This window comes from Hydrogenophaga sp. (assembly GCF_051860785.1).
Lineage (GTDB): Bacteria > Pseudomonadota > Gammaproteobacteria > Burkholderiales > Burkholderiaceae_C > Hydrogenophaga.
This window is the reverse complement of record NZ_JBIMLB010000008.1, coordinates 26,059-43,118: the sequence shown is the minus strand read 5'-3', so window position 1 is coordinate 43,118 and position 17,060 is coordinate 26,059. Positions and strand designations below refer to the sequence as shown.

At 68.0% G+C, this 17,060-nt stretch carries 17 protein-coding genes; 5 read left to right on the top strand and 12 right to left on the bottom strand.

The window, feature by feature from the left end; genetic code table 11:
* Window positions 1-10: 10 nt before the first annotated feature.
* A complete protein-coding gene (locus ACTIF6_RS12385; RefSeq protein WP_439588291.1) occupies window positions 11-862 on the bottom strand; it encodes a TOBE domain-containing protein in 852 nt (283 codons plus the stop codon).
* A 90-nt stretch (window positions 863-952) separates the two neighbouring features.
* Here ACTIF6_RS12385 and modA point away from each other — a divergent pair, with 90 nt between their 5' ends.
* The 3 genes from modA to modC are packed head-to-tail and all read left to right on the top strand — an operon-like array spanning window position 953 to window position 3,513.
* Entirely contained in the window at window positions 953-1,708 is a 756-nt protein-coding gene (gene modA, locus ACTIF6_RS12380; protein WP_439588290.1) for a molybdate ABC transporter substrate-binding protein, read from the top strand.
* A 21-nt stretch (window positions 1,709-1,729) separates the two neighbouring features.
* The gene (modB, locus tag ACTIF6_RS12375; RefSeq protein WP_439588289.1) at window positions 1,730-2,413 is read left to right on the top strand and encodes a molybdate ABC transporter permease subunit; all 684 of its coding nucleotides are present in this window, start codon (window positions 1,730-1,732) and stop codon (window positions 2,411-2,413) included.
* Window positions 2,410-3,513: a molybdenum ABC transporter ATP-binding protein gene (gene modC / locus ACTIF6_RS12370; protein ID WP_439588288.1), complete on the top strand. Its 1,104-nt coding sequence runs from the start codon at window positions 2,410-2,412 to the stop codon at window positions 3,511-3,513. The genes modB and modC overlap by 4 nt, the downstream gene beginning before the upstream one ends.
* A 27-nt stretch (window positions 3,514-3,540) precedes the next feature.
* On the opposite strand, the gene ACTIF6_RS12365 is transcribed toward modC, so the two are convergent.
* The 10 genes from ACTIF6_RS12365 to ACTIF6_RS12320 form a co-directional block, all read right to left on the bottom strand.
* Window positions 3,541-3,789 carry a PsiF family protein gene (locus ACTIF6_RS12365; protein WP_439588287.1) on the bottom strand — a complete coding sequence of 83 codons (249 nt, stop codon included), beginning with the start codon at window positions 3,787-3,789 and terminating at the stop codon, window positions 3,541-3,543.
* Window positions 3,790-3,859: 70 nt separating this feature from the next.
* Entirely contained in the window at window positions 3,860-4,270 is a 411-nt protein-coding gene (locus ACTIF6_RS12360; protein ID WP_439588286.1) for a DUF3597 domain-containing protein, read from the bottom strand.
* Window positions 4,271-4,366: 96 nt separating this feature from the next.
* Window positions 4,367-6,577, bottom strand: coding sequence for a SulP family inorganic anion transporter (locus tag ACTIF6_RS12355; protein WP_439588285.1), 2,211 nt, complete (start codon window positions 6,575-6,577; stop codon window positions 4,367-4,369).
* Between the two features lie 179 nt (window positions 6,578-6,756).
* Window positions 6,757-7,545: an ABC transporter ATP-binding protein gene (locus ACTIF6_RS12350; RefSeq protein ID WP_439588284.1), complete on the bottom strand. Its 789-nt coding sequence runs from the start codon at window positions 7,543-7,545 to the stop codon at window positions 6,757-6,759.
* The gene (locus tag ACTIF6_RS12345; protein ID WP_439588283.1) at window positions 7,536-8,534 is read right to left on the bottom strand and encodes a FecCD family ABC transporter permease; all 999 of its coding nucleotides are present in this window, start codon (window positions 8,532-8,534) and stop codon (window positions 7,536-7,538) included. The genes ACTIF6_RS12350 and ACTIF6_RS12345 overlap by 10 nt, the downstream gene beginning before the upstream one ends.
* Before the next feature lie 2 nt (window positions 8,535-8,536).
* Complete coding sequence (locus ACTIF6_RS12340) at window positions 8,537-9,577, bottom strand: iron ABC transporter substrate-binding protein (protein WP_439588282.1); 1,041 nt, start codon at window positions 9,575-9,577, stop codon at window positions 8,537-8,539.
* The gene (locus ACTIF6_RS12335; RefSeq protein ID WP_439588281.1) at window positions 9,564-10,301 is read right to left on the bottom strand and encodes a molybdate ABC transporter substrate-binding protein; all 738 of its coding nucleotides are present in this window, start codon (window positions 10,299-10,301) and stop codon (window positions 9,564-9,566) included. Before ACTIF6_RS12335 ends, ACTIF6_RS12340 begins: the two co-directional genes overlap by 14 nt.
* A 75-nt stretch (window positions 10,302-10,376) precedes the next feature.
* Entirely contained in the window at window positions 10,377-11,156 is a 780-nt protein-coding gene (locus ACTIF6_RS12330) for an extracellular solute-binding protein (RefSeq protein WP_439588436.1), read from the bottom strand.
* Between the two features lie 35 nt (window positions 11,157-11,191).
* Window positions 11,192-11,941 carry an ATP-binding cassette domain-containing protein gene (locus ACTIF6_RS12325; RefSeq protein ID WP_439588280.1) on the bottom strand — a complete coding sequence of 250 codons (750 nt, stop codon included), beginning with the start codon at window positions 11,939-11,941 and terminating at the stop codon, window positions 11,192-11,194.
* Window positions 11,942-12,035: 94 nt separating this feature from the next.
* Window positions 12,036-12,773 (bottom strand): ABC transporter permease, encoded by a 738-nt coding sequence (locus ACTIF6_RS12320; RefSeq protein WP_439588279.1) that lies wholly within the window; start codon window positions 12,771-12,773, stop codon window positions 12,036-12,038.
* A gap of 124 nt (window positions 12,774-12,897) precedes the next feature.
* On the opposite strand from ACTIF6_RS12320, the gene ACTIF6_RS12315 reads away from it, so the two are divergent.
* Window positions 12,898-14,025, top strand: a complete 1,128-nt coding sequence (locus tag ACTIF6_RS12315) for a substrate-binding domain-containing protein (RefSeq protein ID WP_439588278.1) — start codon at window positions 12,898-12,900, stop codon at window positions 14,023-14,025.
* A 10-nt stretch (window positions 14,026-14,035) separates the two neighbouring features.
* Here the strand turns inward: ACTIF6_RS12315 and coaBC are convergent, their stop codons facing one another.
* Window positions 14,036-15,262, bottom strand: a complete 1,227-nt coding sequence (gene coaBC / locus ACTIF6_RS12310; protein WP_439588277.1) for a bifunctional phosphopantothenoylcysteine decarboxylase/phosphopantothenate--cysteine ligase CoaBC — start codon at window positions 15,260-15,262, stop codon at window positions 14,036-14,038.
* 102 nt (window positions 15,263-15,364) lie between these two features.
* Here coaBC and ACTIF6_RS12305 point away from each other — a divergent pair, with 102 nt between their 5' ends.
* A complete protein-coding gene (locus tag ACTIF6_RS12305; RefSeq protein ID WP_439588276.1) occupies window positions 15,365-17,035 on the top strand; it encodes a CTP synthase in 1,671 nt (556 codons plus the stop codon).
* Window positions 17,036-17,060: the final 25 nt, after the last annotated feature.

Sequence of the window (17,060 nt, the reverse complement as noted above, 5' to 3'; positions counted from 1 at the left end):
CTTGCCCAGCTCAACCGGGCAGCCCCACCACCAATGCCGCATAAGGCATCGTCGCCACCGCCCGCGCACCCACTCGCGCCATGAACGGATGCGCCGCAAACCCCACCCAATGCCCCCCTCCCTCCAGCGCCAGCACCACCTCATCACGGTCAGCGCCTTTTGACACGCGCTCCACGCGCCCTTCCAGCGAACACCGCTGCGCAGCGGCATCCCCCTTCACAGCGGTCGCGGCCAGTGCCGCGCTGAGCACGCTCACCGCCGTGGCCTTGCACAGCGTCAACACCTCCAGCCCAGGCGCCAGGCCCAGCAGGTCGGCGCTTTCGCTTGTGACGCTGGCCGTGAGCCTCGCGCCGCCCGGTGTGCGCAGTTGCACCCACACCATGGGGTCGTCGGGCGAGGCGGGTTCGCATTGCACGACGCGGCAGGGCAACTGGTTGCGCATGCTGGTGCGCAGGCCGAAGCCGCTGCTGGCCAGTTGCATGCCTTGCGAGAAGCGCGCCAGCACCTGTTGGCGCGCCTGGGCCAGCGCGTCGGCGAGTGAGAGCAGTTGTTCGCCGTGCGGCGTGATCTGTGCGCCGCCGCCACCCACGCCGCCCACGGTGCGCTCCACCAGCGGCTGGCCGCTGAGGTTGGACAACGTGTCGATGGCCTGCCAGGCGGCCTTGTAGCTGATGCCGACCTCGCGCGCGGCCTGCGAGATGGAGTGGCCGGCGGCGATCTGGCGCAGCACGTCCAGGCGTTTGTCGGCGCTGCTGTCGACCAGGGCCTGGGGCAGTTGGGCCGCACTTCGGGCTGTACTTCGGGCTGTACTTCGGGCTGTACTTCGGGCTGTACTTCGGGTTGAGGGTTTTCTGGAAGCCATGGGTTTTCCTCAAGGGCCTATACTCTCACCGCTATTCCGAATTGGAATAGCGAAAACTCACTGAATTTCACCGAGACAAGGAGCGCCCCGATGTTCGCACGTTCTCTTCTGCGCTGGCCCCTGCTGGCCCTGGCCGCCGTGGCCGGCACCCTGCACGCGGCCGAAGCCAATATCGCCGTGGCCGCCAATTTCGCGGAGCCGATCAAGGCCATTGCCTCGGTGCTGGAAAAGACCACCGGCCACACGCTGAAGATCAGCATCGGTGCCACCGGCGGCCTGTATGCGCAGATCAAGAACGGCGCGCCGTTCGACGTGATGCTGGCTGCCGACACGAAGACGCCGGCCCAGCTGGAGACCGATGGCCTGGCACAGCCGGGCAGCCGCTTCACCTACGCCACCGGCAAGCTGGTGCTGTGGTCGGCGGACGCTGCCAAGGTGGATGCGCAGGGCAACGTGCTCAAGGGCGATGGCTTCCGCAAGATCGCCATTGCCAACCCCAAGACTGCGCCCTATGGCGCGGCCGCTGTGGAAACGATGGACAAGCTCGGCCTGGCTGCTTCCCTCACGCCGAAGCTGGTGACGGGTGAGAGCATCGGCCAGACCTACAACTTCGTGCACACCGGCAACGCCGAGATAGGCTTTGTGGCCATGTCGCAGGTGCTCGAAGGCGGCCGGCTCAAGGGGGGTTCGATGTGGGTGGTGCCGCAGAACCTGTATGGCCCCATCCAGCAGGACGCGGTGCTGCTCAAGCGCGGCGCGAACAACGAAGCGGCCAAAGCCTTGATGACCTTGCTCAAGAGCCCGAACATCAAAGATCTCATTCGCTCCTACGGCTACGACATCTGACGATCTGAGACACTGGCCGACGTGCTGCTCACCCCGTCCGACCTCCAGGCCATTGGCCTCACGCTGAAAGTTGCCACCCTCACCACGCTGATCCTGCTGGTGCTGGGTGTGCCGCTGGCTTGGTGGCTGGCGCGCAGCACCTCGGCCTGGAGCCGCCCGGTGGGCGCGCTGGTGTCCATGCCGCTGGTGTTGCCGCCTTCGGTGCTGGGTTTCTACCTGCTGGTGCTGATGGGGCCGAACGGGCCGGTGGGCCAGTTCACGCAATGGCTGGGCCTGGGTGTGCTCACCTTCAGCTTCACCGGTCTCGTGATCGCTTCGGTGTTCTACTCGCTGCCCTTCATGGTGCAGCCGGTGCAGAACGCCATGCAGTCGCTGGGCACCCGCCCGCTGGAGGCCGCCGCGAGCTTGCGCGCCTCGCCGCTGGACACGTTTTTTCATGTGGTGCTGCCGCTGTCCAAGCCGGGGCTGATCACCGGCACCATCATGGCTTTCGCGCACACCGTGGGTGAATTCGGCGTGGTGCTGATGGTGGGCGGCAACATTCCGGGTGTGACGCGCGTGATCTCGGTGCAGATCTACGACCACGTGGAAGCGCTGGAGTATGGCGATGCGCACCGCCTCGCGGCCATCATGCTGGGCTTCGCTTTTGTCGTGCTGCTCACGCTGCAGTTCTACAACCGGCGCCAGCGCCCGAGCGCCGCATGAGTGAAGAGAACCTTCAGCTCACCGCACGCCTGCAACGCAGCGGCTTCCTGCTCGATGTCGATCTGCACCTGCCCGGCAAGGGTGTGAGCGTGCTGTTCGGCCCGTCGGGTTCGGGCAAGACCACCTGCCTGCGCATACTCGCCGGCCTGGAGCCTCAAGCCACGGGCACGGTGCGCGTGGGCAGCGAGGTGTGGCAGGACAGCGCCCAGCGCCTGCTGCGCCCGGTGCACCGGCGCTCGCTGGGTTATGTGTTTCAGGAAGCCAGCCTGTTCGAGCACCTGAACGTGCGGGGCAACCTCATGTTCGGCTTTGATCGCACGCCCTCGGCCGAGCGCCGCCACGGCTGGGACCATGGCCTGGAGCTGCTGGGCATCGCCCACCTGCTGCAGCGCATGCCGCGCGAGCTCTCGGGCGGTGAGCGGCAGCGCGTGGCGATGGCGCGCGCGCTCGCCACCAGCCCGCGCGTGCTGCTGATGGACGAGCCGCTGGCCTCGCTCGACGCGGCGCGCAAGACGGAGATCCTGCCCTGGCTGGAGCAGTTGCACGAGCGGCTGGACATTCCGGTGGTGTACGTGACGCATTCGCCCGACGAGATGGCGCGCCTGGCCGATCACCTCGTGCTGCTGGAGACCGGCCGCGTTCGCGCGCAAGGCCCGGTGGAATCGCTCATGACGCGGCTCGACCTGCCGCTGGCGCATGGCGACGCGGCGGCTTCGCTGATCGACGCGCACGCAGTCGGCCATTCGCCGGCCGACAGCCTGAGCGTGCTGGATTTCGAGGGTGGGCGCCTGCTGTTGCCCCAGGCGGCGGGCGCCGCATTGCCAGCCGGAACGCCGGTGCGCATCCGCATCCAGGCGCGCGATGTGAGCCTGTCGCTGCAAAAGCCGGAGCAGACCAGCGTGCTCAACATCCTGCCGGCCACCGTGGTGGATCTGGCCGACGACACGCCGGGCCAGGTGCTGGTGGGGTTGAGGCTGGGCGAAGGCGAGCGCGCGGTGCGGCTGCTCTCGCGCATCAGCGCGCTATCGGCACGCCGCCTGGGCATTGCGCCGGGCCTGGCGGTCTACGCCCAGATCAAAGGCGTGGCGATGGTCCGGTAACTGCGCTGATTGCGCTGATCCTGAAGATCAGCCCACCGCGTCCTTCACACACTTCTTGGTGAAGCTGTTCTTGGCGGCGCCATGGATCTTTTTCTCGACCGCAGCGGTGTCACACGTGGCCGCAGCGTCCTTCTCGCACTTCTTCAGAAACGAGGTCTTGGCCGCGCCCGACAGCTTCTTTTCGGCGGCGGCGGCGTTGCAACTCGGACCCTCGGCGAACGAGGCCACGGGCATGAGTGCCGCCAGAACGAAAGAACACAGGACCAGTTTGCGCATGGGGAATCTCCATCAATGAACACAGCCATTGAAGGCCACGCCCCATGCGGCGTCAAGGCAGACGAAAGTATCAGTTGAAGAGTTCCTTGGGCACGTTGCCACCGTTGGCGGCAATGTGCGCCAGCACGTTCTTGTGCAGCCACATGTTCATCTTGGCCGAGTCGTTCATCAGCTCGTCGGGGCAATAGAGCTCCTTGGCGAGTTCCTTGCGCGCGGCCAGGCTGCTGTCGATGTCGAGCAGCTTGAGCAGGTCGACGATGGAGGTCTTCCAGTTGAGCTTCTGCGGGTTGGCTTTTGCCTTCTGCTCCATCAGCGCCATCACGTCGACCATGGTGATCGAGGCCACGGCAGGCGCTGCGGCGGGTGCGGGCGCGGCTGCGGTTGCCGGTGCGTCGGCGGGCGCCTGCGGCGGCGTGATCACGGGCGCCGCAGCGGCCTTCGACATGCCGAGTTTTTCAAGGATGTTGCTGAAAAATCCCATGGTGTTCTCCTGGTTCCGTTGAAAAAAGCTTGCCGGCTGCAATGCCGGCGCGCCACACGAGCATAGGCCATAAAGCCGACGCCGTTGTGTCGGGTTCTACTGTTGCGCTTCGATGATGGCGGTGGCGATCACCAGCCGGTTGGCCAGGTGCACGCTGAGGTTGCGCAGCACCTGCGCGTGCAGGCGCGGATGATCCCGCCCCAGGGCGTCGAGCGCCTCGCGCGTGAACTCCAGCAACTGGCAGGGGCCGACGCACCACGCATCCGCGGTGCGCACGCCGGTGCTGAGCAAGGAGATCTCGCCAAAGACGCTGCCCCGGCCGAAGCTCGCCAGGCGCGTGGTCTTGCCGGCGTGTTCGTTGTGCACGCTGATCTCCACCCGACCACGCTCCACCAGGAACATCGAACGGGCGATGTCGCCGCTGGCGAAGAGGCGGCCCGGGGCCACCTCGCGCGAAATCAACAGCGAGCGCAGCTCCGCCGCGTCTGCATCGTCCATGCCATCCGTCAGTGGCGTGCCGGCCAGCATGAAGACGCCTTCCGTGTCCATGCCCGCCTGGCGCAGCAGGTCGGCCTCCGCGTGCTCCAGCGCATGGTCCATGTCGGGCAACCAGTCTTGTTCCACCGGGTGCTCCAGCCCGAGCGCCACCATGGTCCGGCCCTCGGGCGTGTGGGCTTCGTAACCGGCAATCAGCGTGCGCGTGCCCCGCCCGTTCAGGCGCAACGCGCTGGCCGACAGCAATTGACAGCCGCTCGCATCGAGCGTGGTGATCTTCTCCATGTCCACGATGCAATGCGTCTGCCCTGGCGCGACCGATGCCATGGCGCGCCCGAGCTGCTCGGCCGTGCCGAAGAACAGGCCGCCGCGGGGCCGCACGATGGTGATGCTGCCCCGGTTCTGCGCGAGCCAGGCGGCCTGCTCGGGCGGCCAGATGCGGGTGGACGTGAGGCGCGATGCGTCTTCCACCGTGGTGCGTGTGGAGCGCGAGAGGTTGACCGCGAGCAGCACCATGGCCAGCACCGAACCGATGAACAAGGCCAGCGGCACGCTGCCCAGCAGGAAGGAGGCGATCACCGCCGTGACCACGAGCAGGTTGGACATCACCATGCGGTTGCGCCCGCGCGTGCGCACCGCGTTGCGCGCGAGGCGCCGCGCCCAGCGGTCCACCAGGCTCAGCCCCACCATGACCAACATGCCGGCCAGCGCGGCGATCGGCACATACGCCAGCAGCCCACCCACCAGGAACACGATGCAGAACAGCACGAGGCAACTGGAGGCCACTTCCTGCCAGCGCGAGCGCTGCTGCGCAGCCACCAGGGTGATGGTGGCGTTGGTGCAGACCGGCATGGCGCCCATCAGGCCACAGGCGATGTTGGCAAAGCCCTGGGCTCGTACGTTGCGGTGGACGTCCACCACCTGGCCGGCAATGGACGCGGCGGCCGAGCTCACCACGGCGGCGCTCATCAAGGCCTGCAGCACCAGGAAAGCCACGTAGGGCAGCACGATGCGCAGCGTGCTCTGCACCGCGTCCAGGGACGTCGACATCATGGCGGTGGCCGTGGCGATCTGCGTGGTCACGGGGTAGATGCTGCCCAGCGTGGGGCCGACTTCAAAGCCCGCGGCCGACGCGAGGTGATGCACCGCCATGCCGGTCAACACCGCGATCACGTTGGCGGGCCCGGGCAACTTGAACCGGTCGTACAAGACGAACACCGCCGCCGCCACGCAACCGACCATCACCGCGCCGGGCCGAATGGCCGCCCAGAAATCCTGCACTGACAGGCCCTTGAGCGGGCCCGTGATGCCCAGCAGCGGCCCGACTTGCGACCAGGCCACCAGCAGACCGATGCCGCTGATGAAGCCCGCGCTCACGGGCGCCGGCAGGAAACGCACCGCATCGGCCAGGCGCAGGCGCGCCGAGACCAGCAGCAGCAGGCCCATGAGCACCACGGTGAGCGACAGCGAGATCCAGATCGAACCGAGGGTGGCGCCGGGCTGCCGCGCGAGTTCGGCGGCCAGCGCAGCGTAGAGCACCGCCACCGACGACGCGGGCGAGGTGAACTCGAAGGGTGTTCGCGAGATGAACGCCACGATGGCGCTGCCCACCACGGCCGACGTGGCGGCTGCGGCCACCGCCGTGGGCAACGCACCGCTGCCCAGCGGATGCGCCACCAGCACGCCCACCGCCATGGCGAAGCCAAGGTTCAGGAGCGCGAGCGACAGGGGCACGCCACGGGAGAATCCCCACGCGAACAGCGTGCCGCGCACCGCATCGATCAGGTTCCCGGGACTCGAAGACGTGGCCAATCGGTCGCTCCTGGTTGCAGGGGGTGGTGCTGCAGCACCCGTTGCCTGTGTGGGCAACCAGGCATTGTGCACATGCCGCGGGCTTGCCCGTTGGCGCCTTCGAGACGCGCCTTCGAGACGCACCTTCGAGACGCACCTTCGAGACGCACCTGCGAGACGCGCCTGCGCGAAGCGGCGGCTCAGGCCTTGAACTCGGGCAGGAACACCGGCGGGCCACCCGCCGCGTCGTTCACCTGGTGCACACCCGCGTCGTAGAGCGTGCGCAGCGCCTCGGCTTCGATCACGCGCTGCACTGCACCATCGCCGAGCACCCTGCCCTCGCGCATGAGCAGCGCACGGTCGGCGCAGCGCAGGGCCTGGTTGGGGTCGTGCGTGGTGAACAGCACCGCCAGCCCTTCGCCCGCCAGCGTGCGGATGGCGCGCATCACCAGGCCCTGGTTGCCGAAATCCAGGCTGGCGGTGGGTTCGTCGAGCAGCACGGCCTGGGGCTGCTGCGCCAGAGCGCGGGCAATCAGCACGAGCTGGCGTTCGCCACCGCTGATGCGGTGCACCGAGCGATCGGCCAGGTGCGCGATGCCCAGGCGCTCCAGGGAGGTCTGGGCAATGGCGCGGTCCTTCGCGCCGGGCCGGGCGATCAGGCCCAGGTGCGCGGTGCGGCCCATCAGCACCATCTCGAGCGCGGTGAAGCCGAAGGTGCTGGCCTGGCCCTGCGGCACATAGGCCAGCACGCGCGCGCGCTCGGCGAGCGGCCAGGCTGCCAGCGCACGGCCTTGCAATTGCACCGAACCACCCAGCGCGGGCAGCAGGCCGAGCAGGGTCTTGAGCAGCGTGGTCTTGCCGCAGCCGTTGGGGCCGAGCAGCGCCAGCACCTCGCCGCCTTGCAGCGAGAGCGAAAGACCCGAGCCCACCACGCGGCCGGGGTAGCCCACGCTGAGCTCGGTGGCGTCGAGCATGGTCGTCACGTCCATCCCCTCGAAGCACGCCGCAGCAGCACGATGAAGAACGGCGATCCGATCAGCGCGGTGAGGATGCCGAGCGGGATCTCCACCGGCGCCACGGTGCGCGCCAGCGTGTCGATGAGCAGCAGCAGGCCGCCGCCGAGCACGGCGGAGGTGGGCAGCAGGCGCACGAACGAAGGCCCGACCAGGAAGCGCGCCAGGTGCGGCACCACCAGCCCGACCCAGCCCACGATGCCGGCGGCGGCCACGCTCGCGGCCGTGACCAGCGTGGCGGCGGCCACGATCAGCAGGCGCAGGCCGGTGGTGCGCGCGCCGAGCGAGCGCGCTTCTTCCTCGGGCAGCGACATCACGTCCATGCGCCAGCGCAGCAGCAACAGCACCACCGTGCCCAGCGCGACCGGCACGACGAGCGACAGCAGGTCGTCGGCATGCGCGGCGGCCAGGCTGCCGAGCAGCCAGAAGGTCATGGCGGGCAACTGGTTGTAGGGGTCGGCCAGCACCTTCACCATGCCGATGCCCGCACCCAGCAGGGAACCGATGACGATGCCCGCGAGCAGCAGCACGAGCACCGGGTCGCCGTGCCGCACGGTGGAGCCCACGCCGTACACCAGCGCTACGGCCAGCAGGCCGCCAACGAAAGCCGCCATCTGGATGCCGACCACGCCGAACGAGAAGAAGATGCCGAGCACCGCGCCCAGTGCCGCACCGGCCGAAGCGCCCAGGATGTCGGGCGACACCAGCGGGTTGCGGAACAGGCCCTGGAAGGCCGCACCCGCCACCGCCAGCGCCGCACCCACGGCGATGGCCGCCAGCGCGCGCGGACCGCGCACCTGCATCACGATGGTCTGCACCTGATCGTTCGGCGCGGGAGCGCCCTGCAACACCGACCACAGGAGTTGGCCGAGCTCGGACAGGGGAATGTCGATGCGGCCCTGCGTGAGCGCCACCAGCACGCCCGCGAACAGCACCAACACGGCCCAGAGGCCACCGCCCTTCATGTTCAGTCCCGCCCAGCCAGCACGCGCTGCACTTGCGCGGGCGTGAGGTCGACCTGGTAGAACAGCTTGTAGAAATCGCGCGTGACCGTGGCGAGGTCTTCAGGAAACAACGCGGGAAACACCTTGCTGCCGAGCCACCACAGGCCCGGCAGGCGGTTAACGCTCGGCGGAAAGTCGATCCAACCGAAAGGCAGCTTGGGCGAGAGGTGCACGCGCCCGCTCTTCACCGCGCTCACGCCGCGCCAGAGCGGGTTGCTCTGCACGGTCTGCGCGAAGGTCTGGTCGATGGTGACGATGACCTCCGGGTCCCAGCCCAGCACCTGCTCGATCGACACCGTGGCCAGGCCGCCCTGCAGGCCAACCGCCACATGGCGGATGCCCATGGCCTCGAACATCTCCACATTGATCGAGCCACCCAGGCCAGTCTCCAGCCCCTCGGGGCCGCGTGCGTAGTACACGCGCGGCTGCGCGGTGGCGCGGGCCACGCGCTCGCGCACCGTGCGCAGGGTGTCGCTGGTGTACTTCGCCAGTTGCGCCGCGCGCTCGCGCCGCCCGGTGAGTTCGCCCAGCAGCAGGTAGCCCTGGGCCGTGGCCTCCAGCCGGCCGTCGAGCAAAGCATAGGGAATACCGGTCTGCGCCTGCACGCGGTCGGCCAGCTCCACGAAGGTCTGGCGCGTGGAGCCGGCGTCCACGATCAGGTCGGGTTTGCTGGCGAGCAGTTGTTCGAGGTTGGTGGTGTTGCCGCGCCCGGTGAGCCGCCCCACTTCGGGCCGGTTGCCGATGCCGGGCAGCAGGAATTCAAGCTCGGGCCCACGGTTGGCGCGCGGCCAGCCGATCAGCGCGTCGGGTGCGAGTGTGTAGAGCCAGATGGCCGCCGGTGGGCCAGCCGGAAAGATGCGCTGCACCTGCGCCGGCACGTTGACGCGGCGGTTGGCGCCATCGGTGACGCTGCGGGCCTGTGCCCACGCGGGCAGGCAGACACCCGCACCGGCGGCGATCAGCAGATCGCGCCGGCGCAGGGCCGTGCCTTCAGGGTTTGCCAAAGCCGTAACGCGCAAACGTGGCCTGTGCCGGCGGCGCCAGCAAGGCCTGGGCAAAGGCTTCTGCCGACGCGGGCGCGCCGCGCCGCACCGTGAGGCCGTACGCCGTGCCCACCTGCAATGCAGGCGGCACCTGCACCACCTTGAGGCTCGGCAGTTCTTTCTGCGCCGCCACGGCATTGGTGCAGTAGGTCAGGAACACATCGGCCTGGCCCTGGCCCATCACCCACGCGTAGGTGCCCTGGCCGGCGGGCGGCTTGGGCGAATCGGGACCACCAGTGAGCTTGAGCGCCTTGGCATCGAGCGCCGCGTAGGCGCCGCTGCGCACGCCATCGGCTTTGCGGAACAGCTCCCACGCGTAGTCGCCCGAAGGGTCTGCCTTGGGCGTGGAGGCGCCCAGCTTCACCGCCGGGCTGAGCATGGTGTCCAGCAAGGTCTGCGGCGTGGCGTTCACGCTGGCCTGCGTCAAGGCACACAGGCTGTTGCGCACGAACACCGTGTGTGGCGCCCAGCCACCGGCGGCGGCCAGGCGTTGCGGATGCTGCGTATCGGCCGAGGCGAACACCTGCGCGCCCTCGCCTTTCTCGATGCGCTCGCGCAGCAGGCCCGAAGCGCCGAAGGTCAGCGCGATCTTCTGCCCGGTGCGCGTTTCGTGATTGCGCGCGATCTCGGTCATGACCTCGCGCAGGCTGCCGGCGGCGTAGACCTGCAGGGGTTCCTTCGTCACGGTGGCGTCAGGCGTTGCGCAAGCGGTGAGCGCGGCCAAAGCAACGGCCGTCAAGCTGGTGCGAACCATCGCGCTTCACTTCGTTGCATTGGGGAAGAAGAGTTGCTCTCCACCGATCTTGTAGCCCGCAATGGCGGCCTGGCCGGCCGGGCCGGTCACCCAGTCCACGAACTTCTGGCCTTCGGCGGTCTTCACCTGCGGGTGCTTGGCCGCGCTCACCAGCATCACGCCGTACTGGTTGAACAGGCGCTTGTCGCCTTCGACCAGCACGGCCAGATCGGCGCGGTTCTTGAAGTTGAGCCAGGTGCCACGGTCGGACAGCACATAGCCGCCGCTGCTGGCGGCGATGTTGAGCGCCGGGCCCATGCCGCAGCCGCATTCCTTGTAGCCGGTGCCCTTGTTGGCGTCGGTGTCGGTCATCTTCCAGAAGCGCAGCTCGGCCGCGTGCGTGCCGCTCTTGTCGCCGCGTGAGATGAACTCGGCGTTGGCCGCAGCGACCTTTTTCATGGCGGCCACGATGTCGTCGCCCTTGGTCTTCACCGGGTCGGCCTTGGGGCCGATCAGCACGAAGTCGTTGTACATGACCTCCTGGCGCTTGGCCGCAAAGCCGTCGGCCACGAACTTCTCCTCGGCCACCTTGTCGTGCACGAAGAGCACGTCGGCGTCGCCACGGCGCGCCATGTCGATGGCCTGACCGGTGCCGAGTGCGACCACCTTCACGTCGATGCCGCTGGCCTTCTTGAATTCCGGCAGCAGGTAGGAGAACAGGCCCGACTGCTCGGTGGAGGTGGTGGACGCCACCACGATGCTCTGCGCGAAGGCGCCCGCGCTGGCGAGCAGGCCAGCGGCGCCCAGGAAGGCGGTGAGGGTGAGTTGGCGGAAGGTGGGTTTCACAGGCTTTCTCCTTGAACAAACAAATGGGCTTGCGGACACAGGGAACGCAGAAGGTCGCGGTTGAAAAATTCGTGCACCGGCAGATCGGCCAGCAGGCGGCCGCCTTCCAGATAAATGACGCGGTTGGCCAGGCGCTTGACCTGGCCGAGGTTGTGGCTGCTGAACACCAGCGTGGTGGGCCGTCCGCTGGGCAGGCCTGTCGCGTCGCGCTGGCCCACGGCCGTGAACTCGCTGATCAGCGACTCCACTTCGCGCTTGGCGTGCGGGTCCAGGCTGGCGGTGGGTTCGTCGAGCAGCCACACGGCCGGGCGCAAGGCCCAGGCGCGGGCCAGCGCCAGGCGCTGCTGCTGGCCGCCGGAGAGAGCACGCGCGTTGCGTTCGGCCAGCGGTGCCATTTCCACGCGTTCGAGCGCGGCCAGCGCCAGCGCGTCGGTCTGTCGCCAGGGAACGCCCTGCAGCCACAGGCCGAGCTGGATGTTGCGCCGCGCGCTGAAACGCAGCATGTGCGGCCGCTGGAACAGCATGGCCACGCGCTGATGGGCCGGTGTGTGCAGCTCGCCCGCGCTGGTGCGCTGAAGGCCGTGCAGCGTGCGCAGCAAGGTGCTCTTGCCGCTGCCGTTGGCGCCCACCAGGGCCACGCGCTCGCCCTCTTCGATGCGCAGGTAGATGTCGGTCAGGGCCTGGATGTGCGAAGCCGCGCCCAGGCGCACCTGGACGCCGCGCAGTTCAAAACAGGGGGGATTCACCACGGCCTGGTGGGTCAACGGAACACCGGTCACAGGAACACCTTCGTGCTGCGCACTGCGGTGCGAGCACCCTTCGGAGCGGCCGGGCGGGTGCTCATGCCGCCACCATCGCGGGGGCCGCGCGGGCGGCACCATCGGCCCGCTCGCGCCAGCGGCGCAGCAGGGACACCATGGCGTTGAGCAGCAGCACCACGGTGAGCAGCACCACACCCAGGCCCAGCGCCAGCGGCAGGTCGCCCTTGCTGGTTTCCAGCGCGATGGCGGTGGTCATCACGCGGGTGAAGCCCTCGATGTTGCCGCCCACGATCATGACCGCGCCCACTTCGGAGACGGCGCGGCCGAAGGCGGTGAGCAGCACCGTGAGCAAGGCGTAGCGCTCGTCCCAGGCCAGCAACAGGCTGCGCAGCGTGGCACCCGCGCCCAGCGACGACAGTTGCTCGCCATGGCTGAGGTCGGCGTCTTCCACCACCTGGCGCGTGAGCGCGGTCACCAGCGGCAGCACCAGCACGGTCTGCGCCAGCACCATGGCCTGGAAACTGAACAGCCAGCCGAGAAAGCCCAGCGGACCCGAGCGCGACAACAGCAGATAGATGACCAGGCCCACCACCACCGAAGGGATGGCCAGGAAGGTGTTGAGCACGGTGAGCACCGCGCCACGGCCCGGAAAACGCGCGGCTGCCAGCCAGGAACCGAGCACCAGGCCCAGGCCACAGGCCAGCAGGCAGGCCGTGGCGCTGACGGCGAGTGAACGCATCACCACCGCCCAGAGGCCGGCATCGCCGGAAAGAATCAATCGGAGCGCGGTCGCCAGACTTTCGGAAAAGGTGTTCATACGTTGCGGGGGAGCTTACGGGCGTGCTCTCGAATTGGGAGTACGTAATGACGCGGTATGAAGGAATGGACATACGCTGGAACCCGGGCAGCCCATGGTCAGGTTTGGGGCACACTTCCCCACCATGCGAAAGATCGAGCTCTCCTACACCCTGACGCCGTCGCGTCCAGGACCTTCGCAACCCTCCGCACTTTTGCGAAATCCCATGATGGATGTGCTGCACGCCTTGCGCAGCAGCGGTTCGATCTCGGGCGCGGCGCGCGAACTCGGCCTGTCGTACCGCCACGTGTGGGGTCAGCTCAAGGATTGGGAAACCCAGCTCGGGCAGGGCCTGATCTTCTGGGAGCGCGGGCAGGCGGCGCGCCTCACGCCCTTCGGCGAACGCCTGCTGATGGCCGAGCGGCTGGCGCAGGCCCGCCTGGGCCCGCAGATGGAAGGCCTGCGCGCCGAACTGGAGCGCGCGTTCGCCATGGCGTTCGAGGAGAACCAGAGCGCCAGCGCCAGCGATGTGATCACGCTCTACGCCAGCCACGACCATGCACTGACCGAGTTGCAGCAGTTCGCCGGCATCGCCACCGAAGGTCTCAACGCCTCACCGCCCCTGCACCTGGACATCCGCTTCTGCGGCAGTGTGGACGCGATTCGCGCGCTCAACGAAGGGCGCTGCAGCCTGGCGGGTTTCCACACGCAACCCTTCGCCGCCGCCGGCAGCCTGAGCGCGCGCACTTATCGCCCATTGCTGCGGCCTGGCCTGCACAAGATCATCGGCTTTGCGCGGCGCGCCCAGGGCCTGATGGTGGCGCCTGGCAACCCGCTGCGGCTGAAAGACATGACCGACGTGGCGCGCCTGCAGGCGCGCTTCGTCAACCGCGCCATCGGCACCGGCACGCGCCTGCTGCTGGAAGAGCTGCTGGTGCAGGCCGGGCTGCTGCCGGAGGACATCGTCGGCTTCTCGCACGCGGAAACGTCTCACGCCGCGGTGGCACAGGCGGTGCAGAGCGGCAGCGCCGACGTGGGCCTGGGCACCGAATACGCGGCGCGGCAGGAAGGCCTGGGCTTCGTGCCCCTCACCGAAGAGCGTTACCTGCTGGTGTGCCTGAAGAGCGCGCTGGAGCAACCCGGCCTGCAACGCCTGCTGAAACACCTGCGCAGCCCATCCTGGCATGAAAGACTGGAGAGCCTGCCCGGCTACACAGCCGACCATTGCGGCGAGGTGGCCGCGATGAAGCGGCTGCTTCCCTGGTGGACCTGATTCGGGTGGATCAGCGCGGCAAGCGCCTCGCGATCTCGTTCATCAGCTGGCGCGCGAGCACCAGCTTGGACGCCCGGGGCAACTCCGACATGCCCTTGTCGTCCACCAGCAGCAGGGCGTTGTCGTCCTGGCCAAAGGTGGCCGGGCCGATGTTGCCCACCAGCAGCGGCACGCCCTTGCGCAGGCGCTTGGCCTGGGCGTGTTCCTCCAGGTCGTGGCTTTCGGCCGCAAAGCCCACGCAGTAGAGCGCGCCACTTCTGGCGCGCGGCGAGGCCGCGATGCCGGCCAGGATGTCCGGGTTCTCCACAAAAGACAGGGTGGGCACGTCGCCCGAGCCGTCCTTCTTGATCTTGTGTTCCGCCGCCTGCACGGGGCGCCAGTCGGCCACCGCGGCGGCCGAGATGAACACCGTGGCGCTTTGCGCCAGCAGGTCCAGGCTCTTCTGCATGTTCAGCGCCGACTTGACGTTCACCCGCCCCACGCCGCGCGGCGTGGCCAGGCCCACCGGGCCGGCCACCAGCGTGACCTGGGCGCCGGCTTCGTGCGCAGCGCGCGCGATGGCGAACCCCATCTTGCCGCTGGAGAGGTTGGTGAGCCCGCGCACCGGGTCAATGGCTTCGAACGTGGGGCCCGCGCTCACCAGCACCTGCTGGCCGGCGAGCGGCTTCGGGCTGAAGAAGCGGATCAGGTCGTACAGCAGCTCTTCGGGTTCGAGCATGCGGCCGTCGCCGGTTTCGCCGCAGGCCTGTTCGCCAGCACCCACATCGAGCACGGTGGCGCCGTCGGCGCGCAGCTGCTTCACATTGCGCTGCGTGGCCGGGTGGGCCCACATCTCGCGGTTCATGGCCGGCGCCAGGATCAGCGGCACGCGCTCGATGGGGCGCGCCAGACACATCAGGCTGAGCAGGTCGTCCGCGCGGCCATGCACCAGCTTGGCCATGAAGTCGGCGCTGGCCGGTGCCACCACGATGGCGTCGGCCTCGCGGCTGAGGTTGATGTGGGCCATGTTGTTGTCCACGCCACCTGAGGTGCGCGAATCCCACTGCGAGGTGAACACCGGCCGCCCCGAAAGGGCCTGCAGGGTGACGGCGGTGGCGAACTGCTCGGCCGCTTCGGTCATCACCACCTGCACCGTGGCGCCTTCCTTGACCAGCGCCCGGCACAACTCGGCCGATTTGTAACAGGCGATGCCGCCGGAGAGGCCCAGGACGATGTGTTTTCCGGCGAGGTCGTTCATGGGCGCAATGTAGCAGTTCGGGAATGCCCCGCCGGGGGGTATGGGGGGTGGCATTTATAATCGCCATTTCCACCTCCTGCGAGCGACCGGCTCGCCCGAGACATGACCAAATTTGTGTTCGTCACCGGCGGTGTGGTGTCCTCCCTGGGCAAAGGCATAGCCTCCGCATCCCTGGCCGCGATTCTCGAGTCCCGCGGCCTCAAAGTCACCCTCATCAAGCTCGACCCGTACATCAACGTGGACCCGGGCACCATGTCCCCCTTCCAGCACGGCGAGGTCTTCGTCACCGACGACGGCGCCGAGACCGACCTGGACCTGGGGCACTACGAGCGTTTCATCGAAACGCGCATGAAGAAGACCAACAACTTCACCACCGGCAAGATCTACCAGTCGGTGCTGGAGAAGGAACGCCGGGGCGATTACCTCGGCAAGACCGTGCAGGTGATCCCGCACGTGACCAACGAGATCCAGGAGTTCATCAAGCGAGGAGCTGGCGTGGACACGCCCGATGCCGCCGACGTGGCCATCGTCGAGATCGGCGGCACCGTGGGCGACATCGAGTCCCTGCCGTTCCTGGAGGCCGTGCGGCAGATGAGCCTGCGTCTGGGTCCGAACAGTTCGGCCTTCGTGCACCTGTCCTACCTGCCCTGGATCGCCGCCGCCGGCGAGCTCAAGACCAAGCCGACGCAGCACACCGCCAAGGAACTGCGTGCCATCGGCATCCAGGCCGACGCCCTGCTCTGCCGCGCCGACCGCCCGATCCCGGAAGAAGAACGCGCCAAGATCAGCCTGTTCAGCAACGTTCCCGAATGGGGCGTGATCTCCATGTGGGACGTTGACACCATCTACAAGGTGCCCCGCATGCTGCACGAGCAGGGCCTGGACGGCCTGATCTGCGACAAGCTGCGCATCAACACGCCACCGGCCAAGCTCAAGCGATGGGACGACCTGGTCTACGAGGTCGAGCACCCGCAGGCCACGGTGAAGATCGCCATGGTCGGCAAGTACGTGGACCTGTCCGACAGCTACAAGTCGCTCAACGAAGCGCTGCGCCACGCCGGCATGAAGAACCACGCCAAGGTGCAGATCGAGTACATCGATTCGGAAACCATCACCCCGGCCAACGTGGGCAAGACACTGGGCGCGTTTGACGCCATTCTGGTGCCAGGTGGTTTCGGCAAGCGCGGCATTGAGGGCAAGATCTGCGCAGCGCGCTTCGCCCGCGAGAACAAGGTGCCCTACCTCGGCATCTGCCTGGGCATGCAGGTGGCCACCATCGAGTACGCGCGCCACATCGCCGGCCTGAAGGACGCCAACAGCACCGAATTCGAGCCCGACACGCCGCACCCGGTGATCGCGCTCATTACCGAGTGGAAAGATGCTGATGGCAGCATCCAGCAGCGCACCGCGAGTTCCGACCTGGGCGGCACCATGCGCCTGGGCGCGCAGAGTTCCGACGTGGCCAAGGGCACGCTGGCCCACAGCATCTACGGCGACGTGGTGACCGAGCGCCACCGCCACCGCTACGAGGCCAACGTCAACTACCTCGACCAGTTGCGCAAGGCTGGCCTGGTGATCTCGGCGCTCACACAGCGCGAGCAGCTCACCGAAATCGTGGAACTGCCGCAGAACGTCCATCCCTGGTACGTGGGCGTTCAGTTCCACCCCGAATTCAAGTCCACCCCCTGGGCCGGCCACCCGTTGTTCAATGCTTATGTGAAGGCAGCGCTGACACACCAGGCCCAGGGCGCCGAGGCGCTTGCCACAGCCTGAAACCCTCCACGCACCGGCACCCCTG